Here is a 20,117-nt window from a genome sequence, read left to right on the forward strand (position 1 = left end):
TCCCTGCTTCATGCGGGGAGCAAGTTCCTCAAGCTGCGACGGCCGCCTGTTCCTCACCGTCGAGCACGCGCCTCAGGCGCTCGCCATCGAGCGCGCCCTCCCATTTGGCAATCGCGATGGTCGCAACCGCGTTCCCGATCAGATTGGTCGGGGTCAGCCCTTGCGACATCAGGCGATGGATGCCGAGCACCAGCGCGACGCTCGTGACAGGAATCGTGCCGGTGGCCGAGAGCGTCGCCGCCAGCACGACGAAGGCCGCCCCGGCGATTCCCGCCGCACCCTTGGAGGTCACCAGCAGGATCAGCAGCAACTCGATCTGCTCGGCGAGCCCGAACGGCGTGTTGGTCGCCTGCGCCAGGAACACCGAGGCCGCGGCGAGATAAAGACACGTGCCGTCCAGATTGAAGGAATAGCCGGTCGGGATCACCAGCCCCACCACGCTCTTCTCGCAGCCGGCTTTCTCCAGCTTGATCAGCATCCGCGGCAACACCGTCTCGGACGAGGTCGTGGCGACGCAGATCAGCAGTTCCTCCCAGATATAGCGGATCAGCTTGAGCAGCGAAAAGCCGCAGAGCCGCGCGACGGGGCCGAGCGCCACGACGATGAACACCAGGCACGTCAGATAGAAGCCGCCCAGCAGCTTTCCGAGCGAGGCCAGCGAGCCGACGCCGAACTTGCCGACCGTGAACGCGATGGCGCCGAACGCGCCGATCGGCGCCGCCCACATCACGATGCCGACCACCGCGAACACCATCTTGGCGGCGACGTCGATCAGATGAACCAGCGGCGCGCCGCGCTCGCCGAGCTGCACCAGTGCAAAGCCGCACAACACGGAAATGAACAGAACCTGCAGAATGTTGCCGTCGGCGAAGGCGCCGATGAAGGTCCCAGGCACGATGTTCATCAGGAACGGCACGAAGCCGATCGCACCGGTCTGCTTGACGTATGGCTCGATCGCGCTGGCATTGATGCTGGCAGGATCGATGTTCATGCCGACGCCGGGCTTGAGCAGATTGACCGCGACGAGGCCGATGATCAGCGCAATCGTGGTCATGATCTCGAAATAGACGATCGCCTTGACCGCGACGCGCCCGACGCGCGCCATGTCGGCCATATGGGCGATGCCGTGCACGACGGTGCAGAAGATGATCGGCGCGATCAGCATCCGGATCGCCTTGATGAAGGCGTCCCCAAGCGGCTGCATCTTGGCGCCCGCTTCCGGACTGACGATCCCAAGCGCGATGCCTGCCGCCATGGCGATGAGCACCTGGATCCAGAGCTCCTTCCACCAGGCGCGGCCGCGCGGCTTGTCGATCGAGAGCGCCGTCATCGGTCGAACTCGAACAGGCGCGCAGGATTGTCGACGAGGATCTTCTGCTGAAGCTCCGGCTCCGGTGCGAACAGCGGAATGAGATCGACGAGGTCGCCGTCATTCGGCATCGCCTTGACGTTGGGGTGCGGCCAGTCGGTGCCCCAGATGATGCGGTCCGGCGCGGTCTCGACGATTTTTCGCGCAAAAGGCACCGCGTCGGTGAATGGCGGGCCGGCCGACGACACCCGTTCCGAGCCACAGATCTTGACCCAGCATTTCTCGTCGCGCTGCATCAGCTCGATCAGGATCTTGAACGGCAGCTGGTCGAGCCCTTCGGAGCCCTTCACGCGCCCCATGTGGTCGATGGTGTAACTCAGCGGCAGCTTCGTCAGCATGTCGGCATAGTCAGGCAGGTCGATCGCGTCGAAATGCAGGTCGATGTGCCAGCCGAGCGGGGTGACCATCGCGACAATGCGGTCGAACGCGCGCTTGTCGGGAACACCGCCGAGATGCCGGACGAAATTGAACCGGCAGCCGCGGAAGCCGCCCTCGTGCAGCACGCGAAGCCCGCTTTCGGTGATGGTGTCGTCGATATTGGCGACCGCGCGGTAGGCGCCGTTGCTCTGCGCGATGGCATCGAGCGCGACCGTGTTGTCGGTGCCGTGCACGCTGGCATTGACGATGACCGCGCGCTCGACACCAAGCTTGGCGTGCAATGCCCTGAAATCCTCGAGCGGCGCATCCGGCGGCGTGTAGGAACGGTCGGGCGCGTAGGGGTATTTCGCGCCAGGTCCGAAGATGTGACAATGCGCGTCGCAAGACAGCCTCGGCAGCTTGAACTTCGGCGTGCGCGTGTTCGGATCGGGCGGCGGAATGGTCGGCGTGTACATCATATTCATCAGCTGAATTTGAACAGGCGCGCGGGATTGTCGACCAGCAGCTTGTGCTGGATCTTTGCGTCGGGCGCGTAGAGCGGGATCAGGTCGACGAGGTCGCCGTCATTCGGCATGACCTTGACATTGGGATGCGGCCAGTCGGTACCCCAGAGGACACGGTCGGGCGCATTGTCGATCAGCGCCTTCGCGAACGGCACGGCGTCGTGGAACGGCTTGCCGGCGCTCGAGGCCCGTTCGAGGCCGGTGATCTTCACCCAGCACTTTTCGTCCTTCTTCTGAAGCTCGAGCAGCGCCGTGAAGCCGGGATCGTCGAGCCCCTTCGCGGCCTGCACCGTGCCCATGTGGTCGATCACGTAGGGCGTCGGCAGCGCGGTCAGGATCGGCGCAAATTCGGCGATCGTGCCCGGCTCGAAATAGACGTCGATATGCCAGCCGAACTCGGCGACGCGGTGCACGATGCGCTGGAACTTGCTCATGTCGCCGACGCCGCCGAGGCGCTTGAGGAAAGCGAAACGGCAACCGCAGATGCCGGCCTTGTCGAGCGCCGCCAGCTCCTTCTCGCTCATCTCGTCATTGACGTTGGCAATGCCCTTATAGGCGCCCTCGCTCTGGGCGATGGCATCGGTGACGACGCGATTGTCGATGCCGTGCACGGTCGCATTCACGATGACGCAGCGCTCGACGCCGATCGTCTCATGCACGCTACGGAACGCCTCCAGCGGCGCATCGGCCGTGTTGTAGGGACGCTTCTCCGCGAAGGGATAACGGGACGCCGGGCCGAAGATGTGGGTGTGGCTATCGCAGGATTTTGCCGGCAGCTTGAACGACGGAATCTTGGGATTTGGATCCGGTGGCGTGATCGTCGGCATGACTTTCGGCTCCACGCCTTGCGCGCGCGCTTCGTTCGCGAGCGCGGCGCCTGCCAGCCCGGTCAAAAGATGCAAGCACTCCCGCCTATTCATGTCTCCAACACCCCGTCACATCGTCCGCTTGCGAGCGGAAGCGCTACGCGCCTCCCCTCGGTGGCTTCTTTCAGGTCTTGCTGCTGACGACCGGCCGGCGCCGTGCCGGCGCGGCCTGATCGAGCGGCGGCGCCTGGAACGAGGCAACCGTCGCCTGCACCAGCTGCTCGATCGCCCCTGCGGGATCGCCGCCGTCGGCTTCGCCGCGCGACAGGCGCGAAACGCGGTCCGGCGTCACCAGCGAATAATAGAGCGCGCCGAGCAGGAAGTGGCTGCGCCAGACGATGTCGGTGCGCGGAATGTGCGGCAGGCTCTCGTGGATCGCATCGATGAAGGCGTGGCTGGTGTCGTCGAATGTCTGCGCGATGATCTTTCGCGCGACCTCGTTGCCTTCCGCAGACATCACCGCGCGCAGCCGCGTGAAGCGCGCCCCGCCGCCGGCGAGATCGCTGCCCGAGGTGAAGGCCGGCACCACATAGGCCCGCACGATCGCTTCCAGCCGGTCCTGGAGATCGCGCACGCGCCTCGCCGCCGCGAGCAGCTCGGAACGGCGCAGGTTCATCGGCCCGCAATGCCGCCGATAGATCTCCAGCAGCAGGCCGTCCTTGGTCTTGAAATGATAGGTCACGCTGCCGGGATTGGCCCCGGCGGCCTGGGCGATGTCGCGCACCGAGACGGCATTGAAGCCGTTGGTGGCGAAGAGCTCCTCGGCCGCGGCGAGGATTGCCTCGCGCATATTCGGCTTCCGGGCCGTTTCCTTGCTGGTGGGCTTGCGTACCATGTGATTTGTACTATCGTACAAAAGATCAGGTCTCGTCAACAAAAACCACGGGCAGCGTGCGATCGTGCGCGGATGCCCTCAGGAGTGCTGGGAAATGCTGGGTTTGAACAAGAAGATCGGCCGTCTGATGCTCGGGGCCGGTTTGTTGCTGGCAGGCAACGCCGCGCAGGCAGACAATTATCCGAGCAAGCCGGTCCACATCCTGGTGCCTTACGCGGCCGGCGGCGCGGTCGACGTGCTCGCGCGCACGCTCGCCCAGGCGCTGGCCAAGACCTGGGGCCAGCAGCCGGTGGTCGACAATCGGCCCGGCGCCGGCGGCATCGTCGCCTCGCAGGCGCTGACGCAGGCCGCGCCCGACGGCTACACGCTGATCCTGGTGGCGAGCGGCCATCCGCTCAACCAGTTCATCTATCCGAGCGTGCCTTACGACACCTTCAAGGACTTTACGGCCATCACGGAAGTCGCCTCCTCGCCGCTCGCGATCGTCGTGGCCAAGGACAGTCCCTACAAGACGCTCGGCGATCTGCTCGCTGCGGCGAAAAAAGAGCCGGACAAGCTCTCCTACGGCATGTCCGGCAACGGCACCTCGGCGCATCTCGCCGGCGAGCTGCTCAAGCACATGTCCGGCACCAAGATGGTCGCGATTCCCTACAAGGGCGGCGCGCCGGCGCTGACGGCCGTGATCGCGGGCGAGATCCCGCTCAGCATCAACCCGCTCGCCGAAGCGATCGGCCAGCTCGAAGGCGGCCCGGTGCGGGCGCTCGCAGTGACCTCGGCCGAACGCTCCAAGGCGCTGCCCAGCGTACCGACCGTCGCGGAATCCGGCGTCCCCGGCTATGACGTCTCGGTCTGGTGGGGCGTGCTTGGTCCGGCCAAGATGCCGCCCGAGATCGTCGCGAAGCTCGAGACCGATCTCAAGGCTGCGCTGCAGGATGCAAACGTCCTGTCGACGCTCGGCAAGATCGGCGCGACTCCAGTCGGCTCCTCCGCCAAGGAGTTCGACGCCTATATGCACGCCGAGGCGACCAAATGGGAGCCGGTGCTGAAGGCTGCCAACATCCGCGCGCAGTGAGGCTGCGCGCGACTGAAATATGCATCAGCGAACTTTAATTCCGTTGCTGCAAATCAACGCAACAACATGGACAAAGCGTCATTTGTGTTTTGCACGGCTCTGCGCGAGCACGGTCTTGAGAACACCGAGGACGACGAATGAGCAAACCATTATTGTTGCGACTCCATCGCTGGATCACTCTGGTCTTTGCTCTTCCCCTGTTCGCGATCATCGTCACCGGCCTCATCCTGTCCATCGAGCCGCTCGTGCAAACGATTGGCATTGGCGGTCCCGCGATCGACGCCGGCCGTGTCGTCGAGCTGGTGAAGCGGTATGACCCCGACGGCAAGGCGCGCGGACTCTCGATCAATGCAGCCAGCCGGCGCATGACGCTGCTGGGTACCAATCTTCCCGCAATCGATCTTGCAACCGGCGAAGCCGCCTCGACGGGTTCAACCCTGTCGAATGTCTTCCTCTGGGCGCGCTTCACGCATGAACGTCTCATGGGGCAGGCCTGGCTGGTGACGGCATCCACGCTGGCGATGGTGATCATCCTGCTGCTCGGTCTCGTCATGGGACTGCCGCGGCTGCGCAACACGCTTTCCGGATGGCACAAGGGAACAGCGTGGTTCACGCTGCCGCTGATCCTGCTCAGTCCGCTGACCGGCCTTTGCATGGCGTTGGGCCTGACGTTTCAGACTTCGCCTGCGCCGGCCGCGGCTGGCCGCCCGCTCGCCCTGCCAGATGCGATACGCATGGTCGCAGGCTCGCATGAGCTGTCGCACGTGATCTCGATCCGCATCCGCGGGGGCAGCATGATGGCGAGACTCTATGATGGCGGAGAGCTGCGCGCCTACGCCGTCACATCGTCTGAGGTCACACCGCTGCCGCGCAACTGGCCGCGCCTGATCCATGAAGGAAACTGGTCGGCCCTGATCGCCTCGCCGCTCAATGTCGTGACGTCAATCGCGCTGTTGACGCTGCTGTCGACCGGCCTCCTGATCTGGGCGCGACGGACATTGCGCAAGCGGCGACCGCGCGCACAGGGGCCGGCCGACGCCGCCGTGGTCACCGCCGGCTGATCGCGCGAAGGGTCAATTGCGCGCGCTCGCCCGCATTTTCTGCGGTGCGACGCGCTGGAGGAGATCGCCATCGTCGTCGGCCGACGGGATCAGGATCGCGCGATCGCGCGGCAACGCCTCCGGCATCTCGTCGCGAATGAAGGCCACCAGCTTTTCCCTGATCTCGCAGCGCAGGTCCCAGGATTGCGGCGCGTTCCGCGCGCTGACCAGCGCCCGCAGCTCGATGGTGCGCGAGTCCGCGTCGATCACCTGGAGATTGACCACCGCCCCGTCCCAGAGCTTGGACTGCTTCACCGCATCCTCCAGCCAGCGCCGGATGCGCGGAACGTCGGCGCGATAATCGACATGGAGCGCGATCACGCCGATCAGGGACGCGGTGTCGCGGGTCCAGTTCTGGAACGGCTTTTCGATGAAATAGGACAGCGGCACCACCATGCGGCGCCAGTCCCACAGCCGGATCACGACATAGGTCGAGGCGATGTCCTCGACCCAGCCCCACTCGTTCTCGATGATCACCGCATCCTCGATGCGGATCGGCTGGGTGATCGCGATCTGCAAGCCGGCGATCAGATTGCTCAAGAGCGGCCGCGCGGCAAGACCGACGATGATACCGGCGGCACCGGCCGAAGCGAACAGGCTGACGCCGTATTGCCTTACGGAGTCGAACGTCATCAGCGCGGTGGACACGGTGATGACGACGATGATGGTGTCGGTGACGCGCTTGAACACGCGGACCTGCGTGACGTGCTTGCGCGCGACGAAATTCTCAGTGACATCGCGAAAATTCTGCAGGTACCGCGCCGCGCTCATGTCGACGACCCTGATCGAGATCCAACCGATCAGGGCGATGACGGCGACGACGAACAGGCGCATCAAGGGCGTACGGATGTTGTCGTCGAGCGGCGCGAGCGGCAGAACCAATGCCACGGCGGCCAGGCATAGCGCCAGCTGGGCCGGACCGGACGTGCGTTCGATGAACACGCCGAGAAGCGGAAGGCGGGTGCCAAAGGCGCGGTTCAGCAGCCATGTGGCGATCCGGTACAGCGAGAGCGCCAGGAGCATTGCTCCCACAACGAGACCGAGGCCGATGAACCACGACGGTATCCAGCCGAACATCCTGTCGATGTCGGCCATGAGAGCCTGCCAATTCATTGCTGTCCCCGTCCTTGTCTTCGCGTAGCCGGCTCAACGCATCTCGGCCGGCTTCGCTCCCCCGCCCTGTGCAACGCAGCATTCCCCAGGTGCAAGCGTTGCCGAACTGGGCTAATTTGCGACACCCATGACTCGACGTAGCGGCAGCGCCGATCTTCCCTTGCACACCGGACGGGTTCCACCCTGGCTGGCGAGCCGCATGGCTTCGCTCGGGTCGATCGTCACAAAGGCCATCGTGCATCATTACGGTCGTGATGCATTTCTGCAGCGGCTGTCCCATCCGTTCTGGTTCCAGTCGTTCGGCGCCGTGATGGGAATGGACTGGCACTCCTCGGGGATCACGACCTCGGTGATCGGCGCGTTGAAGCGCGGGCTGGGGCCGCTTCAGGACGAGCTCGGGATTTATGTCTGCGGCGGCCGCGGCCAGCATTCGCGCAAGACGCCGGACGAGCTGATGCAACTCGGCGAGCGCGTCGGATTCGACGGCGCGAAGCTGACCCGCGCCAGCCGGCTGGTGGCGAAGGTCGACAGCGCGGCCGTGCAGGACGGCTTCGACCTCTATCTCCACGGCTTCTTCGTCACCGCCGACGGCAAATGGACCGTGGTGCAGCAGGGCATGAACGGCGACAAGCGCCAGGCTCGCCGCTATCACTGGCATTCCGAGGCGCTCAAGAGCTTCGTCGATACGCCGCATAGCGCGATCGACGGGCCGCAACAGGGCGAGATCGTCAATCTCACCGACCATCGCGCCGACGTCTCGCGCAGCGCGCAGCTCGATCTCTTGGGGGATCTCGGCCCCGATCGCATCGTGTCCGAATTCGAACGGCTGGCCGGGACCGCGCCCGAGCCGGCGCAGGCCATGCTGCCGCATCTGATCATGACCGCGCATCACGATGTCAGGCCCAAGGACGTGTTCGCGCGCCGCCTGCACGGCACGCTCGCCGCCGCAGCCGAGCGCGGCCCGGTCGACTTCCCGGAATTGCTGCTGACGCCCGGCGTCGGCGCGCGCACCGTTCGCTCACTCGCGATGGTCGCGGAGGTCGTGCACGGCGCGCCCTATCGCTTCAAGGACCCCGCGCGCTTCTCGCTCGCCCATGGCGGCAAGGACCGGCATCCCTATCCCGTCCCGATCAAGGTCTATGACGAGACCATTCGCGTGCTGAAGGGCGCGATCCAGAACGCCAAGCTCGGACGCGACGAGGAGATGCAGGCGATGAAACGGCTCGACGATCAGGCACGGCGGCTGGAGCGGTCCGCGCGCGGGCCTTCCGTTGAGGCCTACATCGCCGGCGAGCGCGCGGCTTCGCCCGATCTCGACGGCCGCTCCGTGTTCGGCTGGGAGCGCGATCTCGCGCCGACAAAAAAGCGGACCGGCTGAACACCGGTCCGCGAGTTGGTCGGGGAGGAACGCTCTCAGGTCTCGTCGGCCTCCGGCTTCCCGTCGAGCCGGTTGGCTGAAGGATCCTGATATTGTTCGGTCTGGATCGTCTTGCCGTCCATGCCGCGGATGTCCGAATGCTGCTTCTTGTCGCGGTTGGACAGGACCATGTTGTCGCCGATCATCTCCTTGGGGATTTCGGTCATGCCGCCGGTGCCGTCGCCCTTGCCATGCATGCCGGATCTGAAATGCGCCTTGCTGCCGTGCCCAGATGGCATCGGTCTCTCCTCTTGCCGTGATCCTCGTTAGAGCTTCCGTTGCGGGCCTCGCATCGGATTCACTCTTTATCTGCCGCCGCCCTTGCCCGCCTCGTCGTGCGCGTGATGCGAGTCCTGCTCGCCTCCGCCACCCGAGACGCGGCTATGGCTGCGCTGAGCATTGTCAGCCGGCGGCTTCTTGACCTCCAGCGGCGCTTTCGCGCTCTCGTGCGAAGCGCCGGGGCCACCCTGGCGAATGCTGCTTGGTGTCTTGGTGGATGTCGACATGGAATGTCGCCTCCTCAGCGATCTTGCTGATATCCCTGATTGGTCGTGTTCTGCTTGATGTTGCCCTGCTGTCCCTGCTGGTCCGGATTTTCCGCGCGCTGTTGGCCGCGCGGCGTCTGATCAGCGGACATTTGTTTGCTGTCGCCGGTTCCCTTGCGACTCTGATTTTCCGGCGGAATAGGTGGCATCTTGCTGGTCATGATTTGACCTCCGGGAGATGTGGAAACCTCGGATGCGGAGCCTGTTCCATGGCGTGCCCGCAGTCCCGATGACAACAGCAAGCGCTGAGGACCGTTCCTGGCAGATCACAACCAGCGACGATTTGCCGAATCCAGAACGTCTCAGTCCGCCCGCGCGAGGGAGCGATGAACGATCGCGCCCTCAGACGCCGCGGCATGTGTTCCGCGCCCCTCTGGCGTGACAGGAAGCTTTGCGATGGCACGAAGCCCTGGCCGCTTGCGCCAGTGGACATCGACGGGGTCGACAGCCAAGCCAAGCTTGGGCCATCGCACGAACAGCGCTTCCAGCGCGCAAGCCGCCTCGATGCGCGCGAGCTGGTGTCCGAGGCAGAAATGGATTCCAGTCCCGAACGACATGTGACGGTTCGGCTTGCGTTCGAGATCGAGGCTTTCGGGGCGGTCATGCATCGCCGGATCCATGTTCGCGGCGGCGAGCATCACCATGACGCGATCGCCCTTCTTCAGACGGACGCCTTCGACCTCGACATCCCGCCGCACATAGCGCGGCTTGGAGAACTGCACTGGCGAGACGAAGCGCAGGAACTCCTCCACCGCAAGCCCGATACGGCTCCAATCCTGCTCCAGCCAATCGCGCAAGCCCGGACTTCTGAGGAGCTCGTAAGCGGAACCGCTGATGAGGTGCGTGGTCGTTTCGGAACCCGCCGCAAGCAGCAGGAACACCATCGAGACCATCTCGTCCGGCGAGATCTCGCCGCCTTCGCGCTCGACCTGGATCAGTTCGGCAATCAGGCCTTCGCCGCCCTGCACACGGGCGATCTGCAATTGCCGTTCGAGATAGGCGCGCATCTTGCGGAACGCCCATAGCAGGCGGAAGAAGCTGACGACATTGGTCAGCGAGGACATCTCGTTGGCCCAGGCGATGAACCTCGGCCGGTCCGCCGGCGGCAAGCCCAGGAGTTCGGAGATCACCGCGAGCGGAAGGATACGGGCGTAGCGCTGGACGAGATCGGCCGAACGTCCCGCCGAGAACAGCTCGTCGGCGAGACCGTCGGCGATGGCACGGATGCGCGGCTCCATGGCGACGATCGCGCGGCGGCGAAAGGCTTCATCCACGATGCTGCGCAGCCTGGTATGGTCAGGCTCGTCCATCGTCAGCATGTTGTTGGCGATGGTCCTGACGTATCGCGGCATCCACCAGCGCAGACCAGCGACGTCGCCGTCTTCCTTGCGTAGCGTGAAGGTCGCGCCGTCCTTCAGGACCTGCGCGGTCGCGTCATGGGTCGTGGTGATCCAGACGTCGCCGATGAGAGGGAATCGTGTCGCGACCACGGGCCCGGACATGCGCAAGCTCGCAATGACCTTGGGCGGATCGCGAAAGAAGGCCTCGCTGGTGAAATCGAGGCGCACTGTCATGGGATCACCGGACTGATTGCGTGTCACCCAGATGGTGCGCGGCGCGGCCGGTGCAAGGGGCTGCGAACGAAGTGCGGCTATCCGCGCCCCGGCGAGCGCTGGCCGGTCTTGCGCTGCTGCTGGTTGGTGTAGGAGTCCCAGTGGCTCCAGCTGCCATTGCTGAGGCTCTGCATGTCGGTGCCGAGCGGTCGGCGCGTGCGCTTGTCATGGTCGGCGATCACGCGTTCCGACTGCGCAATCTTGCGCTTGAGTTCCGCGATGGTCTTCTGGGTCTGACCGTTGCGCTTCGATGAGGCGATCTCGCCCATCGTGAAGCGTGCGGTCTCCACCGCCTTCAACTCGGCGCGGTTCTTCTTCAACTGGACCCGGTGCCAGGCGATGTTGCTGTCGCTGTCCGCAACCATGTGGGAACTCCGCTGATTCGTTCCCACAGTGTATCAAGCGCCGAATCGGCGCCGCAACGCATGCCCGACGGCGAAAATACGGTCTTATTGCGGGCTCAGCGCTCGGCGAAGGCCTTTTCGACCACGAATTGGGCCGGTTCGCCATGATTGCCCTCGGCGAAGCCGCGCTCGCCCAGGAGCACGCGGGTATCGGTCACGAGCGCCGGGCTGCCGCAGATCATGACGCGATCGTGGGCGGCTTCCAGAGCCGGCAGGCCGATATCGGTGAACAGCTTGCCCGAGGTGATGAGATCGGTGATGCGGCCGCGGTTGCGGAAGGGATCGCGGGTCACGGTCGGGTAGTAGATCAGCTGCTCGCGAATGTACTCGCCGATCAGCTCGTCCTTCGGCAGCGTCTGCGTGATCATCTCGCCATAGGCGAGCTCCTTCACGTGCCGGCAGCCGTGCAGCAGCACCACCTTCTCGAACCGCTCGTAGGTCTCGGGGTCCTTGATCACGCTCAGGAACGGCGCAAGGCCGGTGCCGGTGCCGATGAGGTAGAGGTTCCGCCCCTCCTCCAGATTGTCGATGACGAGCGTGCCGGTGGCCTTGCGGCTGACGATGATCTCGTCGCCTTCCTTCAGGTGCTGGAGGCGCGAGGTCAGCGGTCCATCCGGCACCTTGATCGAGAAGAACTCCAGCGTGTCCTCGTAGTTGGCGCTGGCGACGCTGTAGGCCCGCAGCAAGGGCTTCTCGCCGACCTTGAGCCCGATCATGGTGAACTCGCCGTTACGGAAGCGGAAGGTCGGGCTGCGGGTGGTCTTGAAGGAGAACAGCGTGTCGGTCCAATGGTGGACGCTCAAAACGCTTTCCTGATTGAAATTGCTCATCTCACCTTCCCTGTCGCGTCAATTGCGGGTGTCGAGGCGGTCCAGCTATGCGTCGTTTGTACACGATCATTCGTATACTAATGAATAATCCTGCTTGATCCCGCGGTCAAGGCTGCCCAAGATCGAAAGCGTTGCAGTTAGGAATAAGGAGCCCCTTCCATGGCGCATGACGTACCCCAGGCCACCGGACCCTCGAAGCTCGTGATCCGCAATATCGGCCTGATCCTGTCCGGCGCCCTGGAAAAGCCGATCCTGGACGGCGACACCATCGTCGCAGAGAACGGCAAGATCACCGCGATCGGCCGCTTCAAGGACGTCGACATCGAAGGCGCGACCACCATCGTCGACGCCCAGGGCACCACGGTGGCGCCGGGCCTGATCGACAGCCACGTCCACCCCGTCGCCGGCGACTGGACGCCGCGGCAGAACCAGATCAACTGGATCGACAGCTACCTCCACGGCGGCGTCACCACCATGATCTCCGCCGGCGAGGTGCACATGCCCGGCCGCCCGCGCGATGTCGTCGGCTTGAAGGCCATGGCCGTGTTCGCCCAGCGCGCGTTCTGGACCTTGCGCCCCGGCGGCGTGAAGGTTCACGCTGGCGCACCTGTCATCGAATGCGAGATGGTGGAAGAAGACTTCAAGGAGATGGCCGCCAACGGCGTCAAGCTGCTCGGCGAGGTCGGCCTCGGCGGCGTCAAGGACGGCCCGACCGCACGAAAGATGGTGGGCTGGGCGCGCAAATACGGCATCCAGAGCACGATCCACACCGGCGGCCCCTCGATCCCCGGCTCCGGCCTGATCGACAAGGATGTGGTGCTGGAGGCCGACACCGACGTGGTCGGCCACATCAATGGCGGCCACACTGCGTTGCCCGACGACCAGATCCGCTGCATCTGCGAGGGCTGCAAGCGCGGGCTCGAGCTCGTGCACAACGGCAATGAACGCTCGGCGCTGTTCACGCTGCGCACCGCGCGCGAGATGGGCGATCTGCACCGCGTCATCCTCGGCACCGACGCGCCCGCCGGCTCCGGCGTGCAGCCGCTCGGCATCCTGCGCATGGTCTCGATGCTGTCCTCGCTCGGGGAGCTGCCGGCCGAACTCGCCTTCTGCCTCGCCACAGGCAACACCGCCCGGATGCGCGAACTCGATTGCGGCCTGATCGAGGTCGGCCGCTCCGCCGACTTCGTCATCATGGACAAGGCGCAGCACTCGCCGGGCAAGAACATCCTGGAGAGCGTGCAGCTCGGCGACCTCCCCGGCATCGGCATGACCATCATCGACGGCATCGTGCGCACCCAGCGCAGCCGCAACACCCCGCCGGCGGGCAAAGTGCCGGAGGTGGTGGCGAAGTGACGCAGCCGGGGCGGCGCACCGCTCAGCATCGTCTCTCGAAGGCGTTGAACAAGTCTGCGGCCTGCTGTGTCTAACGCAGGCAGCCCTCGGCGGCGGCAGTTCATTGCTGGACCATCGAGGAAACATGAAGAGCTCATCACGCGTAGCTATCGGCGTTGTCGCCGCAATGGCGGGCTATGTTGCGACTTTCGTGCTGCTCTCCCTGGTCGATTTCGGCAACCGGGCAGACCCGATCACATCGGGGCTGCTGGGACTGCTCGTCTACTCCCCCATGGGAGCGATCGCCGGCGCCGTGCTCGCCAACTGGCTGATGGGGAGTGCGGGCAAGCAAACCAGCAGTGGCAGCATTGCCAGCAATAGCCTGAAGTCGCTCGGCGTCCTCGCCCTGCTCTGCATCGCCGGGATCGGCATCTACGTTGCCTATGCGTATGCGACGGCGACGCCCTGGCTCAACCGGAACGGCGCCAATCCCCTGCTTGTGTTCGAAGTCCGTTTCCCTGCAGGGGCAAAGGTCCCGACATCAGCGCAGGGCATAGCCATCGAACTGCAGACCGACCTCAACACCATGCCGGGCAAAGTGAACCAGGCCGCGTTTTATCGCGATGGCGACCAGGCTGTCATCGCGGGCGAGGTCGAGCTCGCGTTTCGAACCTCGCATCGGCAACTCGCAGTCGACATCCAGGGCCAACCGAGCCCGATCTATCCGATCGACTTGAGCGCCCGCGCGCCGCATACGCCGGAGTTCGGAACCTGGCGCCGGCTCGCGGATGGCAGCGAAATCAGGTACCGCGCAAAGTGGCCGGGCAAGACATGAACGTTCAAATCACCGTCGCTACCGCAGCTTGTTCAACAGCGCCATCAGCGTCTCGCGCTCTTTGGCGTCCAGCGGCGCCAGCGTTTCGCGGGTGATGGCAAGCGCATTCGGCGCAACCTTCTCCGCAAGCTGCTGACCGGCCCGCGTCAGGCTCACCAGCAGGCGCCGGCCGTCCTCGGGATCCTGACTGGTCTCGGTCAGGCCGCGTGCCGTCAGTCGGTCGATCACACCCTTGATGGTCGCGACATCCATGGCCGTGAGACGGCCGAGCTGGTTCTGCGAGCACGCACCGGTCTCGGCGAGCTTCGATAGCGCCGCCCATTGCGTCGGGGTCAGATTGGTGCCGATGTCGCGAGAGAAGATCGCACTGTGACGCTGCCAGACCTGGCGCAGGATGAAGCCGACCTGCTCGTCGAGCACGTAAGGCGGTTTTGCCGGTTTGATGCTCTTCTTCGCCGCAACGCTTCTGGCCATCCGTCCGCTGCCTCTTCCCTTTGCCTTCACAACGACAGATGCGCGTCGCGGATGTCCGGACGCGCGTCGAGCTCGGCCATGGTGCCGCCGAAGCAGATGCGACCGCGCTCGATAATGTAGGCGCGATCGGAGATCAGCCGCGCGAAATGCAGATTCTGCTCGGAGACGACGATGCTGACGCCCTCCTTCTTCATGGTCAGGATGGCATCGACCATCTGCTCCACGATCTTCGGCGACAGGCCTTCCGAGGGCTCGTCGAGCAGCACCAGCGACGGATTGCCCATCAGCGTGCGCGCAATGGTGAGCATCTGCTGCTCGCCGCCGCTCATGCGGCCGCCCGGACGGTTCTTCATCTCGCCGAGATTGGGAAACAACGCAAACAGCTTTTCGCGGGTCCAGTGCGGAGCGTTCGGACGCTTCGGCTGCTTGCCGACCTCGAGATTCTCCTCCACCGTCAGGTCGGTGAAGATGCGCCGCTCCTCCGGCACATAGCCGAGCCCCTCGCGCACGATCTCGTGGGTCGGCTTTGACGAGACGTCCTTGCCCTCGAACGTGATGCGACCGGAGCGCTGCGCGACGAGGCCGACGATCGAGCGGAACGTCGTCGACTTGCCGGCGCCATTCCGTCCCAGCAGCGCCACCACCTCGCCCTCCCCGACCTCGAAGCCGATGTCGAACAGGATATGCGCCGGGCCGTAATGGCTGTTGAGGTCCTGCACCGTGAGCTTCATGCCGAGGCCCCCTCGCGATGGCGGGCATCGTAGACGAGGCCCTCGCCGAGATAGACCGCCTGCACCTGCGGATTGCCGCGCACCTCGGCCGGCGAGCCCTCCGCGATCAGCGTGCCGCGGTTGAGCACGAGAATGCGGTCGGCATGCTCGAACACCACGTCCATATCGTGCTCGGTGAAGAGCACGCCGATGGATTTTTCGCGCGCGATCTGCGCCGTGAGCCGCATCAAATCGACGCGCTCGCGCGGCGCCATGCCGGCGGTCGGCTCGTCCATCAACAGGAGCTTCGGCTGGTTGGCGAGCGCCACCGCAAGCTCGAGCCGCTTGAGATCGCCATAGGCAAGCTCGCCGCAGGGGCGATCTGCGTAACCGCCCATGCCGACCAGTTCGAGCAGACGGCCGGCCTCGGCGCGATCGAACTTCGGTGCCGAGCCGAACGGATTGAACAGCTGCTTGCCGTGCGAGATCAGCGCGACCTGCACGTTCTCGCGCACGGTCATGGTGGCGAAGGTCGCGGTGATCTGGAAGGTGCGCCCGACGCCGAGCCGCCAGACCTCACGCGGCTTCCTGCCCGTGATCTCCTCGCCGAGCAGGCGGACATGGCCGGTATCGGGCTTGTTCTGGCCGTTGAGCATGTCGAAGCAGGTGCTCTTGCCCGCGCCGTTCGGCCCGATCAGCGCCAGGATCTCGCCGGCGCGCAGCGAGAACGAGACGCCGCGCACGGCGTGGATGCCGCCATAGGATTTGGTCAGGCCTTCGACCGCAAGAAGTGTGGGTGCAACGCTCATTCGGCGGACTCGATCGGCTTGGCAAGCAGGGACGATCCCGGCGGCGAGGACTTCCGGCGGCGCTGCGCCAGCATCTCCAGCATGCCGACGATGCCCTTGGGGAAGACGACGACGATCAATACGATGAAGCCGCCGAGCACGAGTTTTGACAGATCGGTCTGGCTGACCAGCCAGATGTTGAGCGCCTTGTAGACGATGGCGCCGATCACCGCGCCCGACACCGTCTCGACGCCGCCGAGCAGCACCATGACGAGCGCATCGACCGAGAGCGAGATGCCGAGATTGTCGGGAAAGACGCTGCCCTTGAGATACGCGAACAGCGCGCCGCCGATACCGGCGGTGGTGCCCGCGATCACGAAGGCCGTCCACTGAATGCGTTTGGCGTTGATGCCGACCGCTTCGCTGCGCAGAAGCGAGTCGCGCGTGGCGCGAAGCGCGTAGCCGAATGGCGAGAACACCATGGCCCGCAGCGCGATGGTGACGAGCGCGGCGACGCCGAGCGAAAGCCAATAGAAATGCGACGGGCTCGCGGCCCAGCTCGAGGGCCAGACGCCCAATATGCCGTTGTCACCGCCGGTGACGCTGACCCACTGGAACGCGATCGACCAGACGATCTGTGCGAAGGCCAGCGTCAGCATCGCGAAATAGACACCGGAAAGCTGCACGGCGAAGAAGCCGAACACGGCCGCGCCCATGCAGCCGAGCAGCGGCCCGAGCAGCAGGCAGACGATCATCGGCAGCCCCGCCATCTTGGCGAGGAAGGCGATTCCATAGGCGCCGAGGCCGAAATAAGCGGCATGACCGAACGACGCGAGCCCGCCGACCGACATCAGGAAGTGCAAGGAGACGGCAAAGATGACGAAGATCGCGATCTCCGAGCCGACGGTCAGCGCATAATTGCCGGCGAAGAGCGGCAACATCGCCGCGACGACGAGAGCTGCCAGCGCCGCGAGCCGCTCATTCGACGTCAACGGCCGCCACGGATTGACGGTGAGGCCCGGCGTCTTGCGCGCGGCAGCCTCCGGCTTGCCGAACAGTCCCCAGGGCCGCACGATCAACACCACCGCCATCACCAGGAAGACCAGGATGATGGAGATCTTCGGAAAGATCAGGATGCCGAAAGCGTTGAGCTCGGAGACCAGCACCGCTGCGACGAAAGCCCCGATAATGCTGCCGAGGCCGCCGATCACGACAACGACGAAGACCTCGACGATGATACGCAGATCCATGGCGTGATGGACGGCATCGCGCGGGATCTGCAACGCACCGCCGAGCGCGGCGAGGAAGACGCCGACCGCAAACACCGACGTGAACAGCCATTTCTGGTTGACGCCGAGCGCCGCGACCATGTCGCGGTCCTGCGTCGCCGCGCGCACCAGCACGCCCCAGCGCGTGCGCTGGAACAAGAGCCAGAGGATGCCGAGTACGACCGGCCCGAGCACGATCAGGAACAGATCGTAGCTCGGGATGTTCTGGCCGAAGAAATCCACCGCGCCCTTCAAGCCCGGTGCGCGGCGGCCGACGAGATCGTCCGGCCCCCAGATCAGGACGACGAGGTCCTCGACCATCAAGGTCAGGCCGAAGGTCGCGAGCAGCTGGAACAGTTCGGGGGCATGATAGATGCGGCGCAGCAGCACCATCTCGACCAGCACGCCGATCAGCGCCACGGCCAGCGCGGCCAGCACGATGCTGCCCCAGAAGCCGAACGCGCCCGACAGGCGCTCGGTCAGCGTGAAGGCGATGTAGGCGCCGATCATGTAAAAGGCGCCATGCGCGAAATTCACGATCCGCGTCACGCCGAAGATGATCGACAGACCCGAGGCCACCAGGAACAGCGACGCTGCGCTGGCGAGACCGGTCAGAAACTGTACGACGTAAAAGGCCATCGGCGGTCCGGGTTGGTTCGTGCGATGCCGCGACAAGCGCGGACCTTGTAGGGCGGGTTAGCGACGCGTAACCCGCCCTCTTTTCTCGTGTGGCGCCGAAGGCGGTGGGTTAGCCTTTGGCTAACCCACCCTACGGCAGCGGAGCTCGAAACAACTCCTCAGTCCTTCGGGCGCAGCTTCGCGACTTCAGCATCGCCAGGCAGGTAGTCCGAGCCCTTCTTGTAGGAGGAGTCCACCATCACGCCCTTGCCGTCCTTCAGCGCGGTCTTGCCGACATAGGCACCGAGCGTCGACTGATGGTCGATCTTGCGGAAGGTGATCTCGCCGAACGGCGACGGCACGGAGAGGCCTTCCGCCGCGGCAATCAGCTTCTCCGGATCGCTCGAGCCGGCCTTGGCGAGGATCGCAGCCGCCGACTTGATGGTCTGGTAGCCGACGATCGAACCGAGGCGCGGATAGTCGTTGTACTTGGCCTGGTACGCCTTCAGGAACGCATCATGCTCGGGGGTCTTGATCGAGTACCAGGGATAGCCGGTCACGATCCAGCCCTCCGGCGTCTCGTCCTTGAGCGGGTCGAGATATTCGGGCTCGCCGGTCAGGAACGAGACGACCTCGCGCCCCTTGAACAGACCACGGGTGTTGCCTTCACGCACGAGCTTGACGAGGTCGGCACCGAAGGTGACGTTGAGGATCGCCTCGGGATTGGCGGCGGCAACGGCCTGCACCACCGGGCCCGCATCGATCTTGCCCTGCGGCGGCCACTGCTCGTCGACCCACTGGATATCGGGGCGCTTCTCCGACATCAGCTTCTTGAACACCGCGACCGCCGACTGGCCATATTCATAGTTCGGCGCGATCGTCGCCCAGCGCTTGGCGGGCAGCTTGGCGGCGGCCTCGACCAGCATCGCCGCCTGCATGTAGTTGGATGGGCGCAGGCGGAAGGTGTATTTGTTGCCCTTCGACCATGTGATGGCGTCAGTCAGCGGCTCGGCCGCCAGGAAGAACACCTTCTTCTGGTTCGCGAAGTCGCTGACGGCAAGACCAATGTTCGACAGGAACGTGCCGGCGAGCATCGCGACACCCTCGCTCGACACCAGCTCGTTCGCCGCAGTCTGCGCATCCGCGGGCTTGCCGCCGTCGTCCTTGGAGATGACGACGAGCTTCTTGCCGTTGATGCCGCCGGCCGCGTTGACCTCCTCGACCGCGAGCTGCCATCCCTTGCGATAGGGCTCGGTGAAGGCCGGCAGCAGCGAATAGCTGTTGATCTCGCCGATCTTGATGTCCTGCGCCATGGCCGAATGGGCCACGCCTGCAGCCAGAAGCGCGAAGGCCGCGCCTACAAAAATGTTTCTCGCTCGCATCCCAACCTCCAGTTTTGAACTCTACGTCTTCAGCGTGTCTTGTCGGGAAAGCCGTGCCACCTCCCCGGTTCAAATCCTATCTCAGACCGTCCTCGCCCTTCACTTCCGCAACCGTGAGCCCACCGACGCGCGGCAATGGACGCCCGCTGTCGGTGACGGCGACGGCGACCATGATCTCGTTGGCGCGCGGCGCATCGTTGATCTGAACCTCCATGCCATCGAAATGGCTGCGCACGAAGGCAGCATCCTTGTGCCCGAGCGGAATGTCGAGCGTCGTGCCGGGCCCGCTGCGCTTCTTCGACGAGGGGATCAGCGCCGCGCCCTTGCTCAGAACCTTGCGCACTGGCGCACCCATTTTCGGATGAAGGATCGCGGCGGCGTGCTCAAGCTCGCCGTTCTCGCCGACGGCGGCCGCCTTGCCATAGCTCTGCGCTTTCGCGCCATCGATGCCGAGCGCAGCCACCGCGCGCTTCGACAGCAGTTCCCCCAACTCCTCGCCGATCGCGATCAGCGGCGAGAGATCCTCGACATATTGTCCGGCGAAGGGATTTTCGATCACGGCGATCGCCGCGGCCCGCCGGGTCGGCGGTGAGACCTGGCGGCCCATCTCCATCTGCGTCTCTTCGACGACGGTGACGATCTTGCGGATGATCGCGCTCATG

22 protein-coding genes are annotated in these 20,117 nt (G+C 64.8%); 5 read left to right on the forward strand and 17 right to left on the reverse strand.

Annotated features, from left to right (window positions below; translation table 11 throughout):
• Positions 1-28 precede the first annotated feature (28 nt).
• The 4 genes from dctA to RPS27_RS33045 all read right to left on the reverse strand — a co-directional run bounded on the left by dctA (position 29) and on the right by RPS27_RS33045 (position 3,951).
• Entirely contained in the window at positions 29-1,330 is a 1,302-nt protein-coding gene (gene dctA, locus RPS27_RS33030) for a C4-dicarboxylate transporter DctA (RefSeq protein WP_212066714.1), read from the reverse strand.
• A complete protein-coding gene (locus tag RPS27_RS33035; RefSeq protein WP_212066716.1) occupies positions 1,327-2,211 on the reverse strand; it encodes an amidohydrolase in 885 nt (294 codons plus the stop codon). The genes dctA and RPS27_RS33035 overlap by 4 nt, the downstream gene beginning before the upstream one ends.
• A complete protein-coding gene (locus tag RPS27_RS33040; RefSeq protein ID WP_212066718.1) occupies positions 2,211-3,170 on the reverse strand; it encodes an amidohydrolase family protein in 960 nt (319 codons plus the stop codon). The genes RPS27_RS33035 and RPS27_RS33040 overlap by 1 nt, the downstream gene beginning before the upstream one ends.
• A 70-nt stretch (positions 3,171-3,240) precedes the next feature.
• A complete protein-coding gene (locus tag RPS27_RS33045; RefSeq protein ID WP_194407507.1) occupies positions 3,241-3,951 on the reverse strand; it encodes a TetR/AcrR family transcriptional regulator in 711 nt (236 codons plus the stop codon).
• A gap of 94 nt (positions 3,952-4,045) precedes the next feature.
• Between RPS27_RS33045 and RPS27_RS33050 the strand changes: the two genes are divergently transcribed.
• Positions 4,046-5,023, forward strand: a complete 978-nt coding sequence (locus RPS27_RS33050; RefSeq protein WP_313754956.1) for a tripartite tricarboxylate transporter substrate binding protein — start codon at positions 4,046-4,048, stop codon at positions 5,021-5,023.
• Positions 5,024-5,160: 137 nt separating this feature from the next.
• Positions 5,161-6,084 carry a PepSY-associated TM helix domain-containing protein gene (locus tag RPS27_RS33055; RefSeq protein ID WP_212066720.1) on the forward strand — a complete coding sequence of 308 codons (924 nt, stop codon included), beginning with the start codon at positions 5,161-5,163 and terminating at the stop codon, positions 6,082-6,084.
• A gap of 12 nt (positions 6,085-6,096) precedes the next feature.
• Here the strand turns inward: RPS27_RS33055 and RPS27_RS33060 are convergent, their stop codons facing one another.
• On the reverse strand, positions 6,097-7,236 hold the full coding sequence (locus RPS27_RS33060) for a mechanosensitive ion channel family protein (RefSeq protein ID WP_211418153.1): 1,140 nt from the start codon (positions 7,234-7,236) through the stop codon (positions 6,097-6,099).
• Positions 7,237-7,363: 127 nt separating this feature from the next.
• On the opposite strand from RPS27_RS33060, the gene RPS27_RS33065 reads away from it, so the two are divergent.
• The gene (locus RPS27_RS33065) at positions 7,364-8,614 is read left to right on the forward strand and encodes a DUF763 domain-containing protein (RefSeq protein ID WP_212066728.1); all 1,251 of its coding nucleotides are present in this window, start codon (positions 7,364-7,366) and stop codon (positions 8,612-8,614) included.
• Positions 8,615-8,649: 35 nt separating this feature from the next.
• Here RPS27_RS33065 and RPS27_RS33070 read toward each other — a convergent pair whose 3' ends face one another.
• The 6 genes from RPS27_RS33070 to RPS27_RS33095 form a co-directional block, all read right to left on the reverse strand.
• Positions 8,650-8,892 (reverse strand): hypothetical protein, encoded by a 243-nt coding sequence (locus RPS27_RS33070; protein WP_212066729.1) that lies wholly within the window; start codon positions 8,890-8,892, stop codon positions 8,650-8,652.
• Positions 8,893-8,958: 66 nt separating this feature from the next.
• Positions 8,959-9,159, reverse strand: a complete 201-nt coding sequence (locus tag RPS27_RS33075) for a hypothetical protein (protein WP_212066731.1) — start codon at positions 9,157-9,159, stop codon at positions 8,959-8,961.
• Positions 9,160-9,173: 14 nt separating this feature from the next.
• Positions 9,174-9,359 carry a hypothetical protein gene (locus tag RPS27_RS33080; RefSeq protein ID WP_194407501.1) on the reverse strand — a complete coding sequence of 62 codons (186 nt, stop codon included), beginning with the start codon at positions 9,357-9,359 and terminating at the stop codon, positions 9,174-9,176.
• A gap of 141 nt (positions 9,360-9,500) precedes the next feature.
• Positions 9,501-10,772, reverse strand: a complete 1,272-nt coding sequence (locus tag RPS27_RS33085; protein WP_313754957.1) for a cytochrome P450 — start codon at positions 10,770-10,772, stop codon at positions 9,501-9,503.
• A 77-nt stretch (positions 10,773-10,849) separates the two neighbouring features.
• Positions 10,850-11,176: a hypothetical protein gene (locus tag RPS27_RS33090; RefSeq protein ID WP_194407499.1), complete on the reverse strand. Its 327-nt coding sequence runs from the start codon at positions 11,174-11,176 to the stop codon at positions 10,850-10,852.
• 95 nt (positions 11,177-11,271) lie between these two features.
• Positions 11,272-12,045 carry a ferredoxin--NADP reductase gene (locus RPS27_RS33095; protein WP_212066735.1) on the reverse strand — a complete coding sequence of 258 codons (774 nt, stop codon included), beginning with the start codon at positions 12,043-12,045 and terminating at the stop codon, positions 11,272-11,274.
• 159 nt (positions 12,046-12,204) lie between these two features.
• Here RPS27_RS33095 and RPS27_RS33100 point away from each other — a divergent pair, with 159 nt between their 5' ends.
• Together RPS27_RS33100 and RPS27_RS33105 are read left to right on the forward strand one after the other, a co-directional pair.
• Positions 12,205-13,401 carry an amidohydrolase family protein gene (locus RPS27_RS33100; protein ID WP_313754958.1) on the forward strand — a complete coding sequence of 399 codons (1,197 nt, stop codon included), beginning with the start codon at positions 12,205-12,207 and terminating at the stop codon, positions 13,399-13,401.
• A gap of 124 nt (positions 13,402-13,525) precedes the next feature.
• Complete coding sequence (locus tag RPS27_RS33105) at positions 13,526-14,215, forward strand: hypothetical protein (protein WP_212067186.1); 690 nt, start codon at positions 13,526-13,528, stop codon at positions 14,213-14,215.
• An 18-nt stretch (positions 14,216-14,233) separates the two neighbouring features.
• Here RPS27_RS33105 and RPS27_RS33110 read toward each other — a convergent pair whose 3' ends face one another.
• From RPS27_RS33110 to RPS27_RS33135, 6 genes are all read right to left on the reverse strand, one after another.
• Positions 14,234-14,689 carry a MarR family winged helix-turn-helix transcriptional regulator gene (locus RPS27_RS33110; RefSeq protein ID WP_194407495.1) on the reverse strand — a complete coding sequence of 152 codons (456 nt, stop codon included), beginning with the start codon at positions 14,687-14,689 and terminating at the stop codon, positions 14,234-14,236.
• Positions 14,690-14,715: 26 nt separating this feature from the next.
• Positions 14,716-15,420, reverse strand: a complete 705-nt coding sequence (locus tag RPS27_RS33115) for an ABC transporter ATP-binding protein (protein ID WP_212066739.1) — start codon at positions 15,418-15,420, stop codon at positions 14,716-14,718.
• Positions 15,417-16,208: an ABC transporter ATP-binding protein gene (locus RPS27_RS33120; RefSeq protein ID WP_194407494.1), complete on the reverse strand. Its 792-nt coding sequence runs from the start codon at positions 16,206-16,208 to the stop codon at positions 15,417-15,419. The genes RPS27_RS33115 and RPS27_RS33120 overlap by 4 nt, the downstream gene beginning before the upstream one ends.
• Positions 16,205-18,094, reverse strand: coding sequence for an ABC transporter permease (locus tag RPS27_RS33125; RefSeq protein WP_212066744.1), 1,890 nt, complete (start codon positions 18,092-18,094; stop codon positions 16,205-16,207). The genes RPS27_RS33120 and RPS27_RS33125 overlap by 4 nt, the downstream gene beginning before the upstream one ends.
• Positions 18,095-18,252: 158 nt before the next feature.
• Positions 18,253-19,455 carry an ABC transporter substrate-binding protein gene (locus RPS27_RS33130; protein WP_313754959.1) on the reverse strand — a complete coding sequence of 401 codons (1,203 nt, stop codon included), beginning with the start codon at positions 19,453-19,455 and terminating at the stop codon, positions 18,253-18,255.
• A gap of 76 nt (positions 19,456-19,531) precedes the next feature.
• A complete protein-coding gene (locus RPS27_RS33135; RefSeq protein WP_018320970.1) occupies positions 19,532-20,116 on the reverse strand; it encodes an amino acid synthesis family protein in 585 nt (194 codons plus the stop codon).
• Between the last annotated feature and the right edge of the window lies 1 nt (position 20,117).

Source organism: Bradyrhizobium sp. WYCCWR 12699, assembly GCF_032144035.1.
Taxonomy (GTDB): domain Bacteria; phylum Pseudomonadota; class Alphaproteobacteria; order Rhizobiales; family Xanthobacteraceae; genus Bradyrhizobium.